The organism is Bacillus mycoides, assembly GCF_001757995.1.
In the GTDB taxonomy this organism is placed as follows: domain Bacteria; phylum Bacillota; class Bacilli; order Bacillales; family Bacillaceae_G; genus Bacillus_A; species Bacillus_A mycoides_B.
Genome location: NZ_LXLV01000003.1, coordinates 21,211 through 41,089, shown reverse-complemented (window position 1 = coordinate 41,089; position 19,879 = coordinate 21,211). Strand labels below are relative to the sequence as shown.

Here is a 19,879-nt window from a genome sequence, read left to right as displayed (position 1 = left end):
TCCGTTCGTTTTAAATATAAATTACCAAACGTATGCTACTACTTCTCCACCAGTTTGTAATTGACGAGCGTCTTTGTCTGTCATTACTCCCTTAGATGTAGAAACAAGAGCGATACCTAATCCGTTAAGTACACGTGGTACTTCGTCAGCTTTAGCGTAAACGCGTAAGCCAGGTTTACTGATACGTTTTAATCCAGTGATTACACGTTCATTGTTTGCACCATATTTCAGGAAAATACGAAGGATACCTTGTTTGTTATCCTCGATGTATTCTACATCACGAATGAAACCTTCACGTTTTAAAAGTTCAGCGATCTCTTTTTTGATTTTAGAAGCAGGAACCTCTAATTTCTCATGACGTACCATGTTCGCATTACGGATGCGAGTAAGCATGTCTGCAATTGGATCTGTCATCACCATGTGTTTTACCTCCTTCCCATTTGTGGGTTTTACCAACTAGCTTTTTTAACACCAGGAATTTGACCTTTATATGCAAGTTCACGGAAACAAATACGGCAAAGCTTAAATTTGCGGTATACAGAATGCGGACGACCGCAGCGTTCGCAACGTGTATACTCTTGTACTTTAAACTTAGGAGTACGCTTTTGTTTCGCGATCATAGATTTTTTAGCCACGTTTTCGCCTCCTCTACTTAGCGTTGGCTTCCATTATTTTTGGAATGGCATACCGAATTGTGTTAAAAGTTCACGAGCTTCTTCATCAGTTTTCGCTGTAGTAACGATTACGATGTCCATACCGCGGACTTTACTTACTTTATCATAATCAATCTCAGGGAAAATTAGTTGCTCTTTAACACCTAATGTGTAGTTCCCACGACCATCGAATGATTTCTTAGAAACACCACGGAAATCACGTACACGTGGTAAAGAAACTGATACTAATTTGTCGAAGAACTCATACATTTGTTGTCCGCGTAAAGTTACTTTCGCACCGATTGGCATACCTTCACGAAGACGGAAACCAGCGATTGATTTTTTAGCGCGAGTTACAACAGGTTTTTGACCTGCGATTTGAGTTAATTCTTCTACTGCATTGTCTAAAGCTTTTGAGTTAGATACCGCGTCACCAACACCAGTGTTGATTACGATCTTTTCGATTTTCGGTACTTCCATCACAGATTTATAGTTAAACTTGCTCATTAGAGCAGGAGTAATTTCCTTTTGGAACTTCTCTTTAAGGCGATTCAATGAAGTGACCTCCTTTCTTAAGAAAATTATTTATCTAATAATTCACCAGATTTTTTTGCAATACGAACTTTTTTACCATCTTCTACTTTGAAGCCTACGCGAGTAGGTTCGCCTGTTTTCGGATCTAATACCATAACATTAGAAACGTGAATAGGTGCTTCTTTCGTAATAATTCCACCTTGTGGATTTAATTGAGATGGCTTAGAGTGTTTTTTAACGATGTTAACACCCTCAACGATAACACGGTTTTGCTTTGGGAAAGCCACAAGGATAACGCCTTGTTTTCCTTTGTCTTTACCAGTGATTACCTGAACTTTATCACCTTTTTTTACATGCATCTTAATTCTGCACCTCCTTAGCAAGGCAATACCTTAAATTATAGAACTTCTGGAGCTAAAGAAACGATCTTCATGAAGTTGCTATCACGTAATTCACGAGCTACTGGTCCGAAGATACGAGTACCACGTGGGCTCTTATCGTCTTTGATGATAACCGCTGCGTTTTCATCAAATTTAATGTAAGAACCGTCCGGACGACGAGCTCCGCTCTTCGTACGTACCACTACTGCCTTAACAACGTCACCTTTTTTAACAACGCCACCTGGTGTTGCTTGTTTTACCGTAGCAACGATAATATCACCAATGTTAGCATATTTACGACCAGAGCCGCCCAATACTTTAATTGTTAAAAGTTCACGTGCACCAGAGTTGTCAGCAACTTTCAAACGAGATTCTTGTTGGATCATGTTATGAAACCTCCCTTCGGACTAAAAATTCCGATTCGTCTATTTAGATAACAACCGCTTCTTCAACGATTTCAACTAAACGGAAACGCTTAGTAGCAGAAAGCGGGCGAGTTTCCATGATTTTAACGATATCGCCAAGTTTTGCTTGGTTTTGCTCATCATGGGCTTTGTACTTTTTAGAATACTTAACACGTTTTCCGTACAAGGAATGAGTTTTGTAAGTTTCAACTAAAACTGTAATCGTTTTGTCCATTTTATCAGACACAACACGACCAGTATAAACTTTGCGTTGGTTACGTTCGCTCACTATGCAAACCTCCCCTCAATTTATCGATTAATTCCGATCTCTCTTTCACGAACTACAGTTTTCATACGAGCAATCGCTTTACGCACTTCACGGATGCGAGTTGGATTCTCTAATTGTCCTGTAGCAAGTTGGAAGCGAAGATTGAATAATTCTTCCTTTAAAGCTTTAACTTTTGTTTCGATTTCGGCAGTGGTTAATTCACGAATATCATTAGTTTTCATTAGATTCACCACCATTTTCTTCACGTTTTACGAATTTACATTTCACAGGTAACTTGTGAGCTGCAAGACGTAATGCTTCGCGTGCTACCTCTTCAGATACACCCGCAATTTCAAACATAATTTTCCCAGGTTTTACTACTGCTACCCAGCCTTCTGGTGCCCCTTTACCGGAACCCATACGTACTTCTAGAGGTTTTGCAGTGTAAGGTTTAGAAGGGAAAATTTTAATCCATACTTTACCGCCACGTTTCATGTAACGAGTCATTGCACGACGAGCAGCTTCGATTTGACGGTTTGTAATCCATGAAGCAGCTTGTGCTTGTAAACCGAATTCACCGAAAGCAATTTCAGTTCCACCTTTTGCACGACCACGCATTTTACCACGATGCTCTCTACGATATTTTACGCGTTTTGGCATTAACATATTATTTTCCTCCTTCCTCAGAAGCTTTCTTTTTTGTAGGAAGGACTTCTCCACGGTAGATCCATACTTTTACGCCTAATTTACCGTATGTTGTATCAGCTTCAACTGCTGCATAGTCAATATCAGCGCGAAGTGTATGAAGTGGAACAGTTCCTTCACTGTAAGATTCTGCACGAGCGATATCAGCTCCGCCAAGACGACCAGAAACCTGTGTTTTAATACCTTTTGCTCCTGCACGCATAGCACGTTGAATAACTTGCTTTTGTGCACGACGGAATGATACACGGTTTTCTAATTGACGAGCGATGTTTTCGCCTACTAATTTAGCGTTAAGATCAGCTCTCTTAACTTCTAAAATGTTAATGTGTACACGCTTACCTGTTAATTGGTTAAGTGCTTTACGAAGTGCTTCAACTTCAGTACCACCTTTACCAATTACCATACCAGGTTTTGCAGTGTGAATTGTAACATTTACACGATTTGCTGCACGTTCGATTTCTACTTTAGCAACAGCAGAATCTTTTAAGCGTACAGTAATGTACTCACGGATTTTGATGTCTTCATGTAATAATGTAGCGTAATCTTTCTCAGCGAACCAACGAGATTCCCAGTCACGGATAACACCGACACGAAGACCAATTGGATTAACCTTCTGACCCATCGATTATCCCTCCTTCTTTTCTGATACCACAACTGTGATGTGGCTTGTGCGTTTGTTAATTTGGCTTGCACGACCCATTGCACGTGGACGGAAACGTTTCAACGTTGGACCTTCGTCAACGAAGACTTTTTCAACAACTAGGTTGTTAATATCCATCTCATAATTGTGCTCTGCATTTGCGATTGCAGATTTTAAAACTTTTTCTACAACTGGAGAAGCAGTTTTTGGTGTGTGGTTAAGGATAGCAATCGCTTCACCCACTTGCTTACCTCGGATTAAGTCTACTACTAAACGAACTTTACGAGGAGCAATACGAACTGTTCTCGCTACTGCTTTAGCTTGCATTGAAGTGCCTCCTCTCATTATCTTCTAGTTTTCTTATCGTCAGCAAGGTGACCTTTATACGTACGAGTTGGTGCGAATTCACCTAACTTATGGCCAACCATATCCTCAGTGATGTACACAGGTACGTGTTTACGACCATCATATACAGCGATTGTGTGTCCGATGAACTGAGGGAAGATAGTTGAACGGCGAGACCAAGTTTTAACAACTTGTTTTTGCTCAGATGCAACTAATTTTTCCATTTTGCTCATTAAGTGATCATCGACAAATGGTCCTTTTTTTAAGCTACGAGCCATTTTGGTGCCTCCCTTCGTGATTGGCGTACGGTTCTTGAAGCGAACCGTACTACAATCCCATTATTTTTTACGACGACGAACGATAAATTTATCAGACGCTTTGTTTTTCTTACGAGTCTTGAATCCAAGAGTTGGTTTACCCCATGGAGACATTGGAGACTTACGTCCGATTGGAGAGCGACCTTCACCACCACCGTGTGGGTGATCAACCGGGTTCATTACAGAACCACGAACTGTTGGGCGCTTACCTAACCAGCGAGAGCGACCTGCTTTACCGATTTTGATAAGTTCGTGTTGTTCGTTACCAACTTGACCGATTGAAGCGCGACAAGCAGATAATACAAGACGTACTTCACCAGAAGTTAAACGTACAAGTACGTATTTCCCTTCTTTACCAAGTACTTGAGCAGATGTACCAGCAGAACGAACTAATTGTCCGCCACGACCAGGCTTAAGCTCGATGTTATGAACAACAGTACCTACTGGAATGTTGATTAATGGTAATGCGTTACCGATTTTAATGTCAGCCTCAGGACCAGACATAACTTCCATACCTACTTCTAAAGTTTTAGGAGCAAGAATGTAACGTTTTTCACCGTCAACGTAGTTAATTAATGCGATATTCGCAGAGCGGTTTGGATCATATTCGATCGTAGCAACGCGTCCTGGAATTCCATCTTTATTACGCTTAAAGTCGATGATACGGTATTGACGCTTATGTCCGCCACCTTGATGACGTACAGTAATTTTACCTTGGTTATTACGACCAGCCTTTTTGCTTAAAGGAGCAAGTAAAGACTTTTCCGGTCTGTCAGTCGTGATTTCAGCGAAATCATTCGTAGTCATGTTACGACGACCGTTAGTAGTTGGATTATACTTTTTAATTCCCATCTCAATTTCCCTCCTTCTTTAGTAAGAATTAAACGCCTTGGAAGATTTCGATTTCTTTGCTGTCAGCAGTTAGCTTAACGATTGCTTTACGACGACGGCTAGTAAAACCAGCGTGACGACCAACGCGTTTTGCTTTCGGCTTGTAGTTCATGATGTTTACTTTGTCTACATTAACACCAAAGATCGCTTCGATAGCGTCTTTAACTTCTGTTTTATTAGATTTAACGTCCACGTCGAACGTGTATTTTTTTTCAGCCATCATTTCCATAGAACGTTCAGTGATAACTGGGCGCTTAATGATATCACGAGGATCTCTCATTATGCAAGCACCTCCTCTACTTTTTCCACTGCCGCTTTTGTCATGATTAGCTTATCATGATGAAGCACATCTAGCACGTTTACGCCATCAGCAGTGATTACTGTTACTCCAGGGATATTGCGAGCAGATAACTCTACAGATTCGTTTGCATCAGCAGTTACGATAAGAGCTTTCTTCTCAACAGTTAATCCTTTAAGTACTGCTACCATGTCTTTTGTTTTTGGTGCATTTAACACTAGGTCCTCAAGAACTACAATGTTGTTCTCAACTACTTTAGTAGCTAATGCAGATTTAATCGCTAAACGACGAACCTTCTTAGGAAGTTTGTACGCATAGCTTCTTGGTGTAGGTCCGAATACCGTACCACCACCACGCCATTGAGGAGAGCGGATAGAACCCTGACGAGCACGTCCAGTTCCTTTTTGACGCCATGGTTTACGACCACCACCGCGAACTTCAGAACGAGTTTTTACTTTGTGTGTACCTTGACGTAAAGATGCACGTTGCATCATTACAGCTTCGAAAAGTACAGCTTCATTTGGTTCGATACCGAAAATAGCTTCAGCTAATTCGATTTCACCAACCTGTGAACCAGTTTGGTTATATACAGTAACTTTTGGCATTGGAATTCCTCCTTCCTATTGTGAATTATTTGCTAACCTTCACAGCGCCTTGAACAACTACAAGAGATTTCTTAGCACCTGGAACGTTACCTTTTACTAGTAATAAGTTGCGCTCAGTGTCAACTTGAACGATTTCTAAGTTTTGGATAGTAACTTGGTCTCCACCCATACGTCCAGCAAGTTTTTTGCCTTTAAATACACGGTTCGGAGCAACTGGGCCCATTGAACCTGGACGACGGTGATAGCGAGAACCATGAGACATAGGTCCGCGAGATTGTCCGTGGCGTTTGATAACACCTTGGAAACCTTTACCTTTAGAAATTCCTGTTACGTCAACGATTTCACCTGCAGCGAAAACTTCAACTTTTACCTCTTGACCAACCTCTAGTCCGTCCACGTCTGCATCGCGGATTTCGCGAATGAAGCGCTTAGGAGTTGTAGATGCTTTAGCAGTGTGGCCTTGTTCAGGTTTGTTAGTTAACTTTTCACGTTTGTCTTCGAATCCTAACTGGATTGCATTGTAGCCATCAGTTTCAGTTGTTTTCTTTTGAAGAACAACGTTTGGATTAGCGGCGATTACCGTTACTGGGATTAACTCACCGTTCTCAGCAAATACTTGAGTCATACCGATCTTTCTTCCTAAGATTCCTTTGGTCATGAGTTACACCTCCTACATTTTTAAGTTATATAAATTATAGTTTAATTTCGATATCTACACCAGACGGTAAGTCTAAACGCATTAATGAATCTACTGTTTGTGGAGTAGGACTCACGATATCGATTAAACGTTTGTGTGTGCGCATTTCGAATTGCTCACGAGAATCTTTGTACTTATGAACAGCACGAAGAATTGTGTAAATAGTCTTCTCAGTTGGTAATGGGATCGGACCAGAAACTGTTGCCCCAGAACGCTTAGCTGTTTCTACAATTTTCTCAGCTGATTGATCAAGAATACGGTGATCATAAGCTTTTAAACGGATACGAATTTTTTCTTTTGCCATTATTTTCCCTCCTTCGTTCGCCTATTTCTAAAATAGACCTTCTCCATGGAAATTTCCCCACACCATGCCATGGCAAAGCGGCCGGGTGTGTCAGCAACCTTCCACTTCATCGCAGTCAAAGACCAACATTGTCTATTATACAATGTTATTCGTCTAGATGCAAGCATCTTTTTGTTCGCATCTGCTTTTCTCTACTTTTGCTATTATACATGGCACTTTAAAGAATATCAAGTTTTCATCTACTCTTATTCAACTTACAGTTTTTGGGTGTTACTTTCGTTTTATATACTATAGAAGAAACTCATTCAAAACTAGAAAATGTATCTTTTTCTTCTATATAAATAAGCAATAAAAAAACTCAAGGGAGAATCCCTTGAGTTTTTAATAATCTAATTAAAGACTACTCAGCAACGATTGTAGCAACTACACCGTAACCTACTGTACGTCCACCTTCACGAATAGAGAATTTAGTTCCCTCTTCGATAGCGATTGGAGCGATAAGTTCGATAGTCATTTCGATGTTGTCACCAGGCATTACCATTTCAGTACCTTCTGGTAATTGGATGATACCAGTTACGTCAGTTGTACGGAAGTAGAACTGAGGACGGTAGTTAGCGAAGAATGGAGTATGACGTCCACCTTCTTCTTTAGATAATACGAAAACTTCAGCTTTGAATTTAGCGTGTGCTTTTACAGAGCCAGTTTTAGCAAGAACTTGTCCACGTTGGATGTCTTCACGAGCAACCCCACGAAGTAGAGCACCGATGTTGTCTCCAGCTTGAGCTTGGTCAAGAAGCTTACGGAACATTTCTACACCAGTTACAGTTGTAGAAGCATTTTCTTCAGCAAGACCAATGATTTCTACTACGTCACCAACTTTAACGATACCGCGCTCAACACGACCAGTTGCAACTGTACCACGACCTGTGATAGAGAATACATCCTCGATAGGCATTAAGAATGGTTTGTCAGTTTCACGTTCTGGAGTTGGGATGTAAGCATCAACTTCAGTCATTAATTCGATGATTTTTTCTTCCCACTCAGCTTCTCCTTGAAGAGCTTTAAGAGCAGAACCTTTAATTACAGGAATATCGTCGCCTGGGAATCCGTATTCAGATAATAGGTCGCGAACTTCCATTTCTACTAATTCTAATAATTCTTCGTCATCTACCATGTCGCATTTGTTTAAGAATACAACGATGTAAGGAACACCTACTTGACGAGAAAGAAGGATGTGCTCACGTGTTTGAGGCATTGGGCCATCAGCAGCAGATACTACTAAGATACCGCCGTCCATTTGAGCAGCACCAGTGATCATGTTTTTAACATAGTCAGCATGACCTGGGCAGTCAACGTGTGCATAGTGACGAGTTTCAGTTTCGTACTCAACGTGTGCAGTTGAGATTGTGATTCCGCGCTCTCTTTCTTCTGGAGCAGCGTCGATTTGATCGTATCCGCGTGCTTCAGCACCACCAGCTTTTGCAAGAACTGTAGTGATCGCAGCAGTTAATGTAGTTTTACCATGGTCAACGTGGCCGATTGTACCGATGTTAACATGGGGTTTAGAACGTTCGAATTTAGCTTTAGCCATTCTAAATTCCTCCTTAGTTTATATAGGTTATTTTATATTTAGACTAGAAAGTGAAACTTAAGCCTCACTTTCTAAGCTTACATAAGTAGTTATACTTGAACAATCGATAAAAATCAATTATTCACCTTTATTTTTTTTAATAATTTCTTCAGAAACAGACTTCGGTACTTCTTCATAATGATCAAATGTCATTGAGAATGTTCCGCGTCCTTGAGTGTTAGAACGTAATGCCGTTGCATAACCGAACATTTCAGAAAGTGGAACCATAGCGCGAACAACTTGTGCGTTACCGCGAGCTTCCATACCTTCTACACGTCCACGACGAGATGTTACGTCGCCCATAATGTCACCCATGTACTCTTCAGGAATTACAACTTCAACTTTCATCATTGGCTCAAGAATTACTGGGCTACATTTAGAAACCGCAGCTTTAAGCGCCATAGATGCAGCGATTTTGAACGCCATCTCAGATGAATCGACATCATGGTAAGATCCGTCAACTAACGCAGCTTTGATGTCAACTAGTGGATAACCAGCTAGTACACCATTTTTAAGTGAGTCTTCAAGACCCGCTCCAACAGCTGGGATGTATTCACGTGGAACTACACCGCCGACGATTTTGTTTTGGAATTCAAAACCTTTACCTTCTTCATTAGGTTCAAACTCAATCCAAACGTGACCGAATTGTCCACGACCACCAGATTGACGAGCGAACTTACCTTCAACTTTCGCAGCAGCGCGGAAAGTCTCACGGTATGCTACCTGAGGAGCACCAACGTTTGCTTCCACTTTGAATTCACGGCGCATACGGTCAACGATGATATCAAGGTGAAGTTCACCCATACCAGCGATGATTGTTTGGCCAGTTTCTTGGTCAGTGTGAGCACGGAATGTTGGATCTTCTTCAGAAAGCTTAGATAATGCTGTACCCATTTTATCTTGGTCAGCTTTAGATTTTGGTTCGATAGCTACAGAGATAACTGGCTCTGGGAATTCCATAGACTCAAGGATAACAAGACTCTTCTCATCACAAAGAGTATCACCAGTAGTAGTATCTTTTAAACCTACAGCAGCAGCGATATCACCAGCGTAAACTGTTGAAATCTCTTCACGGCTGTTAGCGTGCATTTGTAGGATACGACCTACACGCTCACGCTTACCTTTAGTTGAGTTTTTCACGTATGATCCAGAGTTTAACACACCAGAGTACACACGGAAGAACGTTAACTTACCAACATAAGGATCAGTCATGATTTTGAATGCTAAAGCTGCGAATGGTTCTTCATCGCTAGACTTACGTTCGATAGCTTCATCTGTATCCGGAAGAGTACCTTTAATAGCAGGTACATCTAATGGAGATGGTAGGTAGTCGATAACTGCGTCTAACAGAATTTGAACACCTTTATTTTTGAATGCAGAACCACAGATTACTGGGAAGAATTCTACAGAAGTTGTAGCCTTACGGATACCAGCTTTAAGCTCTTCTACAGTGATTTCTTCACCTTCTAGGTACTTCATCATCATTTCTTCATCAAGCTCAGCTACCGCTTCAATAAGTTTTCCACGGTATTCTTCAGCTAATTCTTTGTGCTCTTCAGGAATTTCGACACGCTCGATGTCTGTTCCTAAATCGTTACCGTACATGTAAGCACACTCTTCAACAAGGTCAATGATACCATTGAACTCATCTTCAGCACCGATTGGTAACTGAATTGGATGTGCGTTTGCTTGTAAACGATCGTGGATTGTTCCTACAGAGTATAAGAAATCTGCACCAATCTTATCCATTTTGTTAACGAATACGATACGAGGTACACCGTAAGTAGTAGCCTGACGCCAAACAGTTTCTGTTTGTGGTTCTACACCAGATTGTGCATCAAGTACTGCTACCGCACCATCAAGTACGCGTAAAGAACGTTCTACTTCTACTGTGAAGTCTACGTGTCCTGGAGTGTCAATGATGTTTACACGGTGACCTTTCCATTGAGCTGTAGTTGCAGCAGAAGTAATTGTGATACCACGCTCTTGCTCTTGCTCCATCCAGTCCATCTGAGATGCACCTTCATGAGTTTCACCGATTTTATGAATACGTCCTGTATAATACAGAATACGCTCAGTTGCTGTTGTTTTACCAGCATCGATGTGAGCCATGATACCAATATTACGAGTGTTTTCTAAAGAGAACTCTCTAGTCATTTGGTGTCTTGCTCCTTCCATATATGGATTGGATTATTTTATTTTAAGTAGCAAAAAAGCCACTTTATATTGTTACATATGCCAGTGTCCAGTACCCTCATTATGTAAAACGAGCGCCCAACGAAAGGGAGAGGCATTCTCCCTCTCCACACTTCCATAAGCGACAAATAAAGCGGTTTATGCTTACATTTATTTTACGTTGAATCCTACCAACGGTAATGAGCAAATGCTTTGTTAGCTTCTGCCATTTTATGAGTGTCTTCACGTTTCTTAACAGATGCACCAGCGTTGTTAGCTGCATCTAAGATTTCGTAAGCTAGACGCTCTTCCATAGTTTTTTCACCACGAAGACGAGCATAGTTTACTAACCAGCGAAGACCTAAAGTTGTACGGCGTTCTGGACGAACCTCAACTGGAACTTGATAGTTAGCACCACCAACACGACGAGCGCGTACTTCAAGAACAGGCATGATGTTCTTAAGAGCTTGCTCGAATACTTCCATTGGTTCTTTATCTGAACGTTCACGAACGATATCGAAAGCGTTATAAAGAATTGTTTGAGATTTACCTTTTTTACCGTCAACCATCATTTTGTTGATTAGGCGTGTTACAAGTTTAGAATTGTACATTGGATCTGGTAACACGTCACGTTTCGCAACAGGTCCTTTACGAGGCATATTGAGTTCCTCCTTTCATTATAAGTTTATTATTTTTTAGCAGGTTTTGGTCGCTTAGTACCATATTTAGAACGTCCTTGCATACGTTTGTCAACACCAGCTGTATCAAGCGCACCACGAACGATGTGGTAACGTACCCCTGGTAAATCCTTTACTCGACCACCGCGAATTAATACTACGCTATGCTCTTGTAGGTTATGACCGATACCTGGGATGTAAGCTGTAACTTCAATACCATTTGTTAAACGTACACGAGCGTATTTACGTAACGCTGAGTTCGGTTTCTTCGGAGTCATTGTACCAACACGAGTACATACACCACGTTTTTGAGGTGCAGAGATATCAGTTGATTTTTTCTTTAAAGAGTTAAAACCTTTGTTTAACGCAGGTGATTTAGACTTCCATACTTTATCAGTACGACCATTTCTCACTAATTGGTTAATAGTAGGCATTTGATTATCCTCCCTTCGCATGTTTGTATGACCACATATCCAGGTGGTTCATTATTAGTTGAAAACAAAGTTTTTGCAAGGAAGAGCAAATGCTCTCTCCTCACAAAAACAGTTTTAACTTATTATTCCTATTGCTGAAGCTCCCACTTGAATCCCCGAAACTTTTCCAAGCTTACGAACTGATTCAACTTTGGTTATGGGTATGTTATGTTGCAAGGCAGTACGAATGATAACATGAGTTAATCTCACATCAGCATCTTCCGCAATGACAACTTCTTTAACTATACCATCTTTGATTGCTTCCAATGTTCGTTTATGACCAACGACTACATTTTCAGCATTTGACACTTTTTGATAAGACATATAAATATCCTCCAAAGCATCGTTCAGGAGCAACCTTGATTATAGTAACATTTTGACTCATACAATGTCAACTAGGATTAGCTGTTTTTATACAAAATTTACGACGGAAAATTTTACTGTTCCACATAAACTTCATCGTTTTCTACATTCATGTTATCTTGTATTGTTTTTACAAGATCCACTTTGCGATAACGATTCATACCTGTTCCAGCAGGAACAAGCTTACCGATAATAACATTTTCTTTCAATCCTAGAAGCTCATCGCGTTTACCCTTAATTGCTGCATCTGTTAGAACACGAGTTGTTTCTTGGAACGATGCTGCAGATAAGAACGAATCAGTTTCAAGTGAAGCTTTAGTAATACCAAGTAGAACCGGTCTAGCTGTTGCTGGTTGTTTACCTTTCAGTAACACCTTCGCATTCGCATCAGTAAACTGATGGATATCTAGTAATGTTCCTGGTAATACATCTGTTTCACCCGCGTCACTTACACGAACTTTACGTAGCATTTGACGTACCATTACTTCTACGTGTTTGTCACCAATTTCTACCCCTTGCATACGGTATACTTTTTGAACTTCACGTAATAAGTATTCTTGAACGGCTGTAATGTCCGTTACTTTTAGTAATTCTTTCGGATCAATAGAACCTTCTGTTAACTCTTTACCGTGGCTAATTGGCTGTCCTAGAGTTACCTTCAGACGAGCACCGTAAGGAATAGCATACGTACGAGCTTCAACTTCACCCTGTACAACTACTTCTTGGCGATCTTTAACATCGTTGATCGCTGCGATAACACCGTCGATTTCACTGATAACTGCCTGACCTTTCGGATTACGAGCTTCGAAGATCTCTTGGATACGAGGTAAACCTTGTGTGATATCATCTCCGGCAACCCCACCTGTATGGAACGTACGCATCGTTAACTGTGTACCTGGCTCACCAATAGATTGAGCTGCGATAATACCTACCGCCTCTCCTACTTCTACGTCTGTACCAGTTGCTAAGTTACGACCGTAACACTTCTTACATACACCGTGGCGAGTATTACACGTAAACGCTGAACGGATATTTACAGTTTCAACACCCGAATTTTCAACGATATGAGCGATATCTTCAGTAATTAATTGGTTTTCACTAACTAATACTTCACCTGTTTCAGGATGTTTTACAGTTTTTCTTGCAAAACGTCCAACAAGACGATCATATAGTGACTCAATAACTTCATTACCCTCTTTAATCGCACCAATTAGTAAACCACGATCTGTTCCACAATCATCTTGACGAACAATTACATCTTGTGCAACGTCTACAAGACGACGTGTTAAGTAACCAGAATCGGCAGTTTTAAGTGCTGTATCGGCAAGACCTTTACGCGCACCATGCGTAGAGATGAAGTACTCAAGTACTGTTAAACCTTCACGGAAACTTGATTTGATCGGAAGCTCAATGATACGACCAGATGGATTGGCCATCAGACCACGCATACCAGCAAGCTGAGTAAAGTTCGATGCGTTACCACGGGCACCGGAATCACTCATCATGAAGATTGGATTGCGTTTATTCAAGGATTTCATCAGTTTTCCTTGGATAACATCTTTTGCATTACTCCAAATAGAGATAACGCGATCGTAACGTTCTTCTTCCGTGATTAAACCACGACGGAATTGTTTAATTACATTATCTACTTTTGCTTGTGCTTCATGGAGAATTTCATCTTTTTCACCTAATACAAGAATGTCTGATACCCCAACTGTAATACCAGCTTTTGTAGAGTATTTAAATCCTAAGTTTTTCATACGGTCAAGCATGCGAGATGTTTCAGTAATTTGGAAACGTTTGAATACTTCCGCAATAATGTTACCAAGGATTTTCTTGCTAAATGGTGCCACTTCTTCGCGACTAGCAATAATTTCTTTAATGTTCGCACCTTTTTCAACGAAATATTCCGCTGGTGTTTCTTTTTCAAGGTTTGAGTTTGTTGGTTCATTAATATAAGGGAACGACTCTGGTAAGATTTCGTTAAATATTAATTTACCAACTGTTGTTAATAGAAGCTTACTCTTTTGCTCTTCAGTAAACGTTACATTATTTACCGAACTCGCAGCAACTGCAACACGTGTGTGCAGATGTACATATCCATTTTGGTATGCAAGTATTGCTTCGTTTGCATCTTTGAAGACCATACCTTCACCGATTGCACCCTCGCGCTCAAGTGTTAAGTAATAGTTACCTAATACCATATCCTGAGATGGAGTAACAACTGGTTTTCCGTCTTTTGGATTCAAGATGTTTTGTGCCGCTAACATAAGAATACGCGCTTCTGCTTGTGCTTCTGATGATAACGGAACGTGAACCGCCATTTGGTCACCGTCAAAGTCCGCGTTGTATGCAGTACATACAAGTGGGTGAAGACGGATTGCACGACCTTCTACTAATGTAGGTTCAAACGCCTGGATACCAAGACGGTGAAGTGTTGGTGCGCGGTTTAGAAGTACCGGATGCTCTTTGATCACAGATTCTAAAACGTCCCAAACTTCAGGGTGTACACGCTCGATTTTACGTTTAGCACTCTTAATGTTGTGTGCTAATCCTTTTCCAACTAACTCTTTCATAACGAAAGGTTTAAACAATTCAAGCGCCATTTCTTTCGGCAATCCACATTGGTACATCTTTAAGTTCGGTCCTACAACGATTACAGAACGGCCAGAGTAGTCAACACGTTTACCTAATAAGTTTTGACGGAAACGTCCTTGTTTACCTTTAAGCATGTGAGATAGTGATTTTAATGGACGGTTACCTGGTCCAGTAACTGGACGGCCACGGCGACCATTATCGATTAATGCGTCTACAGCTTCTTGTAACATACGTTTTTCGTTTTGAACGATGATGCTTGGTGCACCTAAGTCCAATAGACGTTTTAAACGGTTGTTACGGTTAATTACACGACGATATAAGTCGTTTAAGTCAGAAGTAGCAAAACGTCCACCATCTAACTGTACCATCGGGCGTAGTTCTGGTGGGATAACTGGAAGAACATCTAAGATCATCCAAGATGGGTGATTTCCAGAGTTACGGAATGCTTCTAATACTTCTAGACGTTTAATAGCACGAGTACGGCGTTGTCCTTGTGCTGTTTTTAATTCTTCTTTTAAGAAGTCTACTTCTTTATCTAAATCGATGTCTTGCAGTAGTTTTTTAATCGCTTCTGCACCCATAGCAGCATGGAATGTGCTGCCATATCGATCACGATATGCACGGTATTCTTTTTCAGAAAGTAATTGCTTCTTATCAAGTGGTGTATCTCCACTTTCTGTTACAACATAAGAAGCGAAATAAATTACTTCTTCAAGCGCGCGAGGGGACATGTCTAAGACAAGTCCCATGCGGCTCGGGATACCTTTGAAATACCAAATATGAGATACAGGAGCAGCTAATTCGATATGACCCATACGTTCACGACGAACTTTTGCACGCGTTACTTCAACGCCACATCGATCACAAACTACACCTTTATAACGTACACGTTTATATTTTCCGCAATGACATTCCCAGTCCTTTTGTGGTCCGAAAATACGCTCACAGAACAAGCCATCTTTTTCAGGCTTTAACGTACGATAGTTAATTGTTTCTGGTTTCTTAACTTCACCGTATGACCAAGAACGAATCTTGTCAGGTGAAGCAAGTCCAATCTTCATATATTCAAAGTTATTTACATCTATCAAGGGGCCTACCTCCCTTTTAGTCTACAGGTTATCCCAATTATTCCTTAGTTGTCTCAACTTCAACATTCAATTTATCTGCTGATTGATGATCATCGTCATCTTCCGTATCACGCATTTCAATTTCTGTATCGTTGATAGACATCATTTTAACGTCCATACCTAAACTTTGCAGTTCTTTAATCAATACTTTGAATGATTCAGGAACGCCTGGTTCTGGAACATTTTCACCTTTAACAATTGCTTCATACGTCTTAACACGTCCAATAACATCATCAGACTTCACTGTTAAGATTTCTTGAAGAGTATAAGCAGCACCATAAGCTTCAAGTGCCCAAACCTCCATCTCACCGAAACGCTGTCCACCGAACTGAGCTTTACCTCCAAGAGGTTGCTGCGTTACAAGTGAGTATGGTCCAGTAGAACGAGCATGAAGTTTATCGTCAACCATGTGCGCAAGTTTGATCATATACATGACACCAACAGATACGCGGTTATCGAATGGCTCACCAGTACGTCCGTCATACAGGACTGTTTTCGCGTCATTTGCCATACCAGCTTCTTCAATTGTGCCCCATACATCTTCCTCACGAGCACCATCGAATACCGGTGTTGCAATGTGAATACCAAGGTATCTTGCTGCCATACCAAGATGAAGCTCTAATACCTGACCGATATTCATACGAGATGGTACCCCTAATGGGTTTAACATGATATCGATTGGCGTACCATCTGGTAAGTAAGGCATATCTTCTTCCGGTAAAATACGGGAAATAACACCTTTGTTACCATGACGACCGGCCATCTTATCGCCTTCAGAAATTTTACGTTTTTGAACGATATATGCACGTACAAGTTGATTCACGCCTGGTGGCAATTCATCGCCATCTTCACGGTTGAATACTTTTACGTCTAAGATAATACCGCCACCACCGTGTGGTACACGTAGTGATGTATCACGTACTTCACGTGCTTTCTCTCCAAAGATAGCGTGTAATAGACGTTCTTCAGCTGTTAATTCTGTTACACCTTTAGGTGTTACTTTACCAACAAGTAAATCTCCATCTTTTACTTCCGCACCAACGCGAATGATACCACGCTCGTCAAGGTTGCGTAATGCATCTTCCCCAACGTTTGGAATGTCACGTGTAATTTCTTCTGGTCCAAGCTTCGTATCACGAGCTTCTGACTCATATTCTTCAATATGAATAGAAGTGTACACATCATCTTTTACAAGGCGCTCACTCATAATGATCGCATCCTCGTAGTTATAACCGTCCCAAGTCATGAAGCCAACAAGCACGTTACGTCCAAGTGCTAGTTCACCTAATTCCATAGAAGGACCATCCGCAAGGATTTCACCTTTTACAACTTCATTTCCAACACTTACGATTGGACGCTGGTTGTAACAAGTTCCTTGGTTAGAACGAATGAATTTTTGCATTTTGTAGCGATCTAAGTCGCCTTTTACTGTTTGACCGTCAACGTCTACATAGCGACGTACCCAAACTTCACGTGCTTCTACGCGTTCAACAACACCAGGGTGTTTACAGATTACTGCAGCACCTGAGTCTTTTGCTGATACGTACTCCATACCTGTACCTACAATCGGAGATTCCGGATTCATTAACGGAACCGCCTGACGTTGCATGTTCGCTCCCATAAGTGCGCGGTTAGAGTCATCGTTTTCTAAGAACGGAATACAAGCTGTCGCTGCCGACACTACTTGTTTTGGAGATACATCCATGTAGTCGATGCGTTCTTTATTTGTGACAATGTTTTCACCACGGAAACGAGCTACGATATCTTCATCAAGGAATTCCCCTACTTCAGATAATTTCATATTCGCTTGGGCTACAACATAGTTATCTTCTTCATCTGCTGTTAAATAATCAACCTGCCCTGTTACAAGACCAGTTTCTGGGTCAACACGACGGTATGGCGTTTCAATGAAACCAAACTCATTTACTTTCGCAAACGAAGATAATGAGTTGATCAAACCGATGTTTGGTCCCTCTGGTGTTTCGATTGGACACATACGACCATAGTGAGAGTAGTGAACGTCACGTACTTCAAAGCCTGCGCGCTCACGCGTTAAACCACCGGGTCCTAATGCAGATAGTCTTCGTTTGTGAGTTAACTCTGCTAATGGGTTTGTTTGATCCATGAACTGAGATAACTGAGAACTTCCGAAGAACTCTTTAATAGATGCAATAACCGGGCGAATGTTAATTAACGCTTGTGGTGTAATTGCATTTGTATCTTGAATCGACATTCTCTCACGAACAACACGTTCCATACGAGAAAGACCGATACGGAATTGGTTTTGTAGTAACTCTCCTACAGAGCGCAGACGACGATTTCCTAAGTGGTCAATATCATCTGTATCCCCTACTTTATATAGCAAGTTAAAGAAGTAGCTAATAGAAGCAAGAATATCACCTGGTGTGATGTGTTTTATATCACGAGTAATATTTGCATTCCCAATTACGTTTATAGATCGTTCGCCTTCTGATTCTGGAGCGTAAATCTTAATAGATTGCAGCTCAACATCGCCTGCTACCACTCCACCCATTGGTTTCGCTGTTTTGAATCCAATGTTTTTCTCTAAGTAAGGTAGAATGCGATCCAGTGTACGACGATCTAAGACTGTTCCTTCTGCCGCTAAAATTTCACCAGTTTCTGGATCCACCAGTGTTTCAGCTAAACGTTGGTTAAACAATCTGTTTTTAATGTGTAGCTTTTTGTTGATCTTATAGCGACCTACATTTGCTAAATCGTAGCGCTTCGGATCAAAGAAACGAGACACAAGTAAGCTCTTTGCATTTTCTACTGTTGGTGGTTCACCAGGGCGTAGACGCTCATAAATTTCAAGCAATGCTTTTTCTGTGCTATCTGTGTTGTCTTTTTCTAACGTATTGCTTAAGTATTCGTTATCACCTAAAAGCTCGGTGATTTCTTGATCAGAGCCAAACCCTAATGCGCGTAACAAAACAGTTACAGGAAGTTTACGCGTACGGTCAATACGCACATATACAACATCCTTAGCATCTGTTTCATACTCTAACCAAGCTCCGCGGTTTGGAATTACAGTAGCAGTAAAACCACGTTTTCCGTTTTTATCCACTTTGCCACTATAGTATACGCTTGGAGAGCGAACTAACTGGGAAACGATAACACGTTCTGCACCGTTAATTACGAATGTTCCAGTCTCTGTCATGAGTGGGAAATCTCCCATGAACACATCTTGTTCTTTTACTTCACCAGTTTCCTTGTTGATTAGACGCACTTTTACACGAAGTGGTGCTGCATACGTCACATCACGCTCTTTGCATTCTTCTACAGAGTATTTAGGTTCACCTAAGCTGTAGTCGATAAATTCAAGCGATAGATTTCCCGTAAAGTCTTCGATCGGAGAAATGTCCTGGAACATTTCTCGCAAACCCTCATCAAGAAACCACTGATAAGAAGAGGTTTGAATTTCGATAAGATTTGGTAACTCTAATACTTCACTAATACGGGCATAACTTCTTCGTTGGCGGTGGCGTCCGTATTGAACTAGTTGACCTGTCAACTGCTTCACCCCTCAAATCATGAGTATTATAAACACACAAAAAAATTTGTGCAAAATCACAAATAAATACAACTACTGCTATTAGCGTAGTTTTTTTCTCTTAAAGATAGATACGTTGAGTCTTTCTACCTGCTCAAAAAAGAAAAATGGCTTCTATAAGAAAACCATCATTCTGTTTCATAATCTGCTGATTTTACTATCTTTTCCAAGAGAAACAAAAATATACATCTTTCTCAACGCAGAAAATCATATATTGGCATTGT

At 40.8% G+C, this 19,879-nt stretch carries 23 protein-coding genes; all 23 read right to left on the bottom strand.

The window, feature by feature from the left end:
* Nucleotides 1-21: 21 nt before the first annotated feature.
* The gene (gene rpsH, locus BWGOE10_RS00615; RefSeq protein WP_000245511.1) at nucleotides 22-420 is read right to left on the bottom strand and encodes a 30S ribosomal protein S8; all 399 of its coding nucleotides are present in this window, start codon (nucleotides 418-420) and stop codon (nucleotides 22-24) included.
* A gap of 29 nt (nucleotides 421-449) precedes the next feature.
* On the bottom strand, nucleotides 450-635 hold the full coding sequence (rpsN, locus tag BWGOE10_RS00610) for a 30S ribosomal protein S14 (protein ID WP_001085700.1): 186 nt from the start codon (nucleotides 633-635) through the stop codon (nucleotides 450-452).
* Between the two features lie 33 nt (nucleotides 636-668).
* Nucleotides 669-1,208 (bottom strand): 50S ribosomal protein L5, encoded by a 540-nt coding sequence (gene rplE / locus BWGOE10_RS00605; protein WP_002091528.1) that lies wholly within the window; start codon nucleotides 1,206-1,208, stop codon nucleotides 669-671.
* A gap of 26 nt (nucleotides 1,209-1,234) precedes the next feature.
* Nucleotides 1,235-1,546 carry a 50S ribosomal protein L24 gene (gene rplX, locus BWGOE10_RS00600; RefSeq protein WP_000558201.1) on the bottom strand — a complete coding sequence of 104 codons (312 nt, stop codon included), beginning with the start codon at nucleotides 1,544-1,546 and terminating at the stop codon, nucleotides 1,235-1,237.
* Nucleotides 1,547-1,584: 38 nt separating this feature from the next.
* Complete coding sequence (rplN, locus tag BWGOE10_RS00595) at nucleotides 1,585-1,953, bottom strand: 50S ribosomal protein L14 (RefSeq protein ID WP_000615912.1); 369 nt, start codon at nucleotides 1,951-1,953, stop codon at nucleotides 1,585-1,587.
* A 43-nt stretch (nucleotides 1,954-1,996) separates the two neighbouring features.
* Nucleotides 1,997-2,260, bottom strand: a complete 264-nt coding sequence (rpsQ, locus tag BWGOE10_RS00590; RefSeq protein ID WP_002091526.1) for a 30S ribosomal protein S17 — start codon at nucleotides 2,258-2,260, stop codon at nucleotides 1,997-1,999.
* Between the two features lie 20 nt (nucleotides 2,261-2,280).
* Complete coding sequence (gene rpmC, locus BWGOE10_RS00585; RefSeq protein ID WP_000855718.1) at nucleotides 2,281-2,481, bottom strand: 50S ribosomal protein L29; 201 nt, start codon at nucleotides 2,479-2,481, stop codon at nucleotides 2,281-2,283.
* On the bottom strand, nucleotides 2,471-2,905 hold the full coding sequence (rplP, locus tag BWGOE10_RS00580; RefSeq protein WP_000928969.1) for a 50S ribosomal protein L16: 435 nt from the start codon (nucleotides 2,903-2,905) through the stop codon (nucleotides 2,471-2,473). Before rplP ends, rpmC begins: the two co-directional genes overlap by 11 nt.
* A 1-nt stretch (nucleotide 2,906) precedes the next feature.
* Complete coding sequence (gene rpsC / locus BWGOE10_RS00575) at nucleotides 2,907-3,566, bottom strand: 30S ribosomal protein S3 (RefSeq protein ID WP_000529958.1); 660 nt, start codon at nucleotides 3,564-3,566, stop codon at nucleotides 2,907-2,909.
* Nucleotides 3,567-3,569: 3 nt separating this feature from the next.
* The gene (gene rplV, locus BWGOE10_RS00570; protein WP_001148024.1) at nucleotides 3,570-3,911 is read right to left on the bottom strand and encodes a 50S ribosomal protein L22; all 342 of its coding nucleotides are present in this window, start codon (nucleotides 3,909-3,911) and stop codon (nucleotides 3,570-3,572) included.
* Nucleotides 3,912-3,928: 17 nt separating this feature from the next.
* Nucleotides 3,929-4,207, bottom strand: a complete 279-nt coding sequence (gene rpsS, locus BWGOE10_RS00565; protein ID WP_000124454.1) for a 30S ribosomal protein S19 — start codon at nucleotides 4,205-4,207, stop codon at nucleotides 3,929-3,931.
* 60 nt (nucleotides 4,208-4,267) lie between these two features.
* Nucleotides 4,268-5,098: a 50S ribosomal protein L2 gene (rplB, locus tag BWGOE10_RS00560; protein ID WP_000511584.1), complete on the bottom strand. Its 831-nt coding sequence runs from the start codon at nucleotides 5,096-5,098 to the stop codon at nucleotides 4,268-4,270.
* A 28-nt stretch (nucleotides 5,099-5,126) separates the two neighbouring features.
* Nucleotides 5,127-5,417 carry a 50S ribosomal protein L23 gene (gene rplW / locus BWGOE10_RS00555; protein WP_001205557.1) on the bottom strand — a complete coding sequence of 97 codons (291 nt, stop codon included), beginning with the start codon at nucleotides 5,415-5,417 and terminating at the stop codon, nucleotides 5,127-5,129.
* Nucleotides 5,417-6,040, bottom strand: coding sequence for a 50S ribosomal protein L4 (gene rplD, locus BWGOE10_RS00550; protein ID WP_001127261.1), 624 nt, complete (start codon nucleotides 6,038-6,040; stop codon nucleotides 5,417-5,419). The genes rplW and rplD overlap by 1 nt, the downstream gene beginning before the upstream one ends.
* A 25-nt stretch (nucleotides 6,041-6,065) precedes the next feature.
* Nucleotides 6,066-6,698 carry a 50S ribosomal protein L3 gene (rplC, locus tag BWGOE10_RS00545; RefSeq protein ID WP_000160209.1) on the bottom strand — a complete coding sequence of 211 codons (633 nt, stop codon included), beginning with the start codon at nucleotides 6,696-6,698 and terminating at the stop codon, nucleotides 6,066-6,068.
* A 34-nt stretch (nucleotides 6,699-6,732) separates the two neighbouring features.
* The gene (rpsJ, locus tag BWGOE10_RS00540; protein ID WP_001040595.1) at nucleotides 6,733-7,041 is read right to left on the bottom strand and encodes a 30S ribosomal protein S10; all 309 of its coding nucleotides are present in this window, start codon (nucleotides 7,039-7,041) and stop codon (nucleotides 6,733-6,735) included.
* A 400-nt stretch (nucleotides 7,042-7,441) separates the two neighbouring features.
* Nucleotides 7,442-8,632, bottom strand: a complete 1,191-nt coding sequence (tuf, locus tag BWGOE10_RS00535) for an elongation factor Tu (protein ID WP_002113319.1) — start codon at nucleotides 8,630-8,632, stop codon at nucleotides 7,442-7,444.
* 117 nt (nucleotides 8,633-8,749) lie between these two features.
* The gene (gene fusA, locus BWGOE10_RS00530) at nucleotides 8,750-10,828 is read right to left on the bottom strand and encodes an elongation factor G (RefSeq protein WP_070140533.1); all 2,079 of its coding nucleotides are present in this window, start codon (nucleotides 10,826-10,828) and stop codon (nucleotides 8,750-8,752) included.
* A 206-nt stretch (nucleotides 10,829-11,034) separates the two neighbouring features.
* Nucleotides 11,035-11,505: a 30S ribosomal protein S7 gene (rpsG, locus tag BWGOE10_RS00525; protein ID WP_001137492.1), complete on the bottom strand. Its 471-nt coding sequence runs from the start codon at nucleotides 11,503-11,505 to the stop codon at nucleotides 11,035-11,037.
* Nucleotides 11,506-11,534: 29 nt separating this feature from the next.
* Nucleotides 11,535-11,957, bottom strand: coding sequence for a 30S ribosomal protein S12 (gene rpsL, locus BWGOE10_RS00520; protein WP_001142341.1), 423 nt, complete (start codon nucleotides 11,955-11,957; stop codon nucleotides 11,535-11,537).
* 114 nt (nucleotides 11,958-12,071) lie between these two features.
* Nucleotides 12,072-12,320: a ribosomal L7Ae/L30e/S12e/Gadd45 family protein gene (locus BWGOE10_RS00515; protein WP_070140532.1), complete on the bottom strand. Its 249-nt coding sequence runs from the start codon at nucleotides 12,318-12,320 to the stop codon at nucleotides 12,072-12,074.
* A 113-nt stretch (nucleotides 12,321-12,433) separates the two neighbouring features.
* Entirely contained in the window at nucleotides 12,434-16,045 is a 3,612-nt protein-coding gene (gene rpoC, locus BWGOE10_RS00510) for a DNA-directed RNA polymerase subunit beta' (RefSeq protein WP_070140531.1), read from the bottom strand.
* 37 nt (nucleotides 16,046-16,082) lie between these two features.
* A complete protein-coding gene (rpoB, locus tag BWGOE10_RS00505) occupies nucleotides 16,083-19,616 on the bottom strand; it encodes a DNA-directed RNA polymerase subunit beta (RefSeq protein WP_002115309.1) in 3,534 nt (1,177 codons plus the stop codon).
* Nucleotides 19,617-19,879 lie beyond the last annotated feature (263 nt).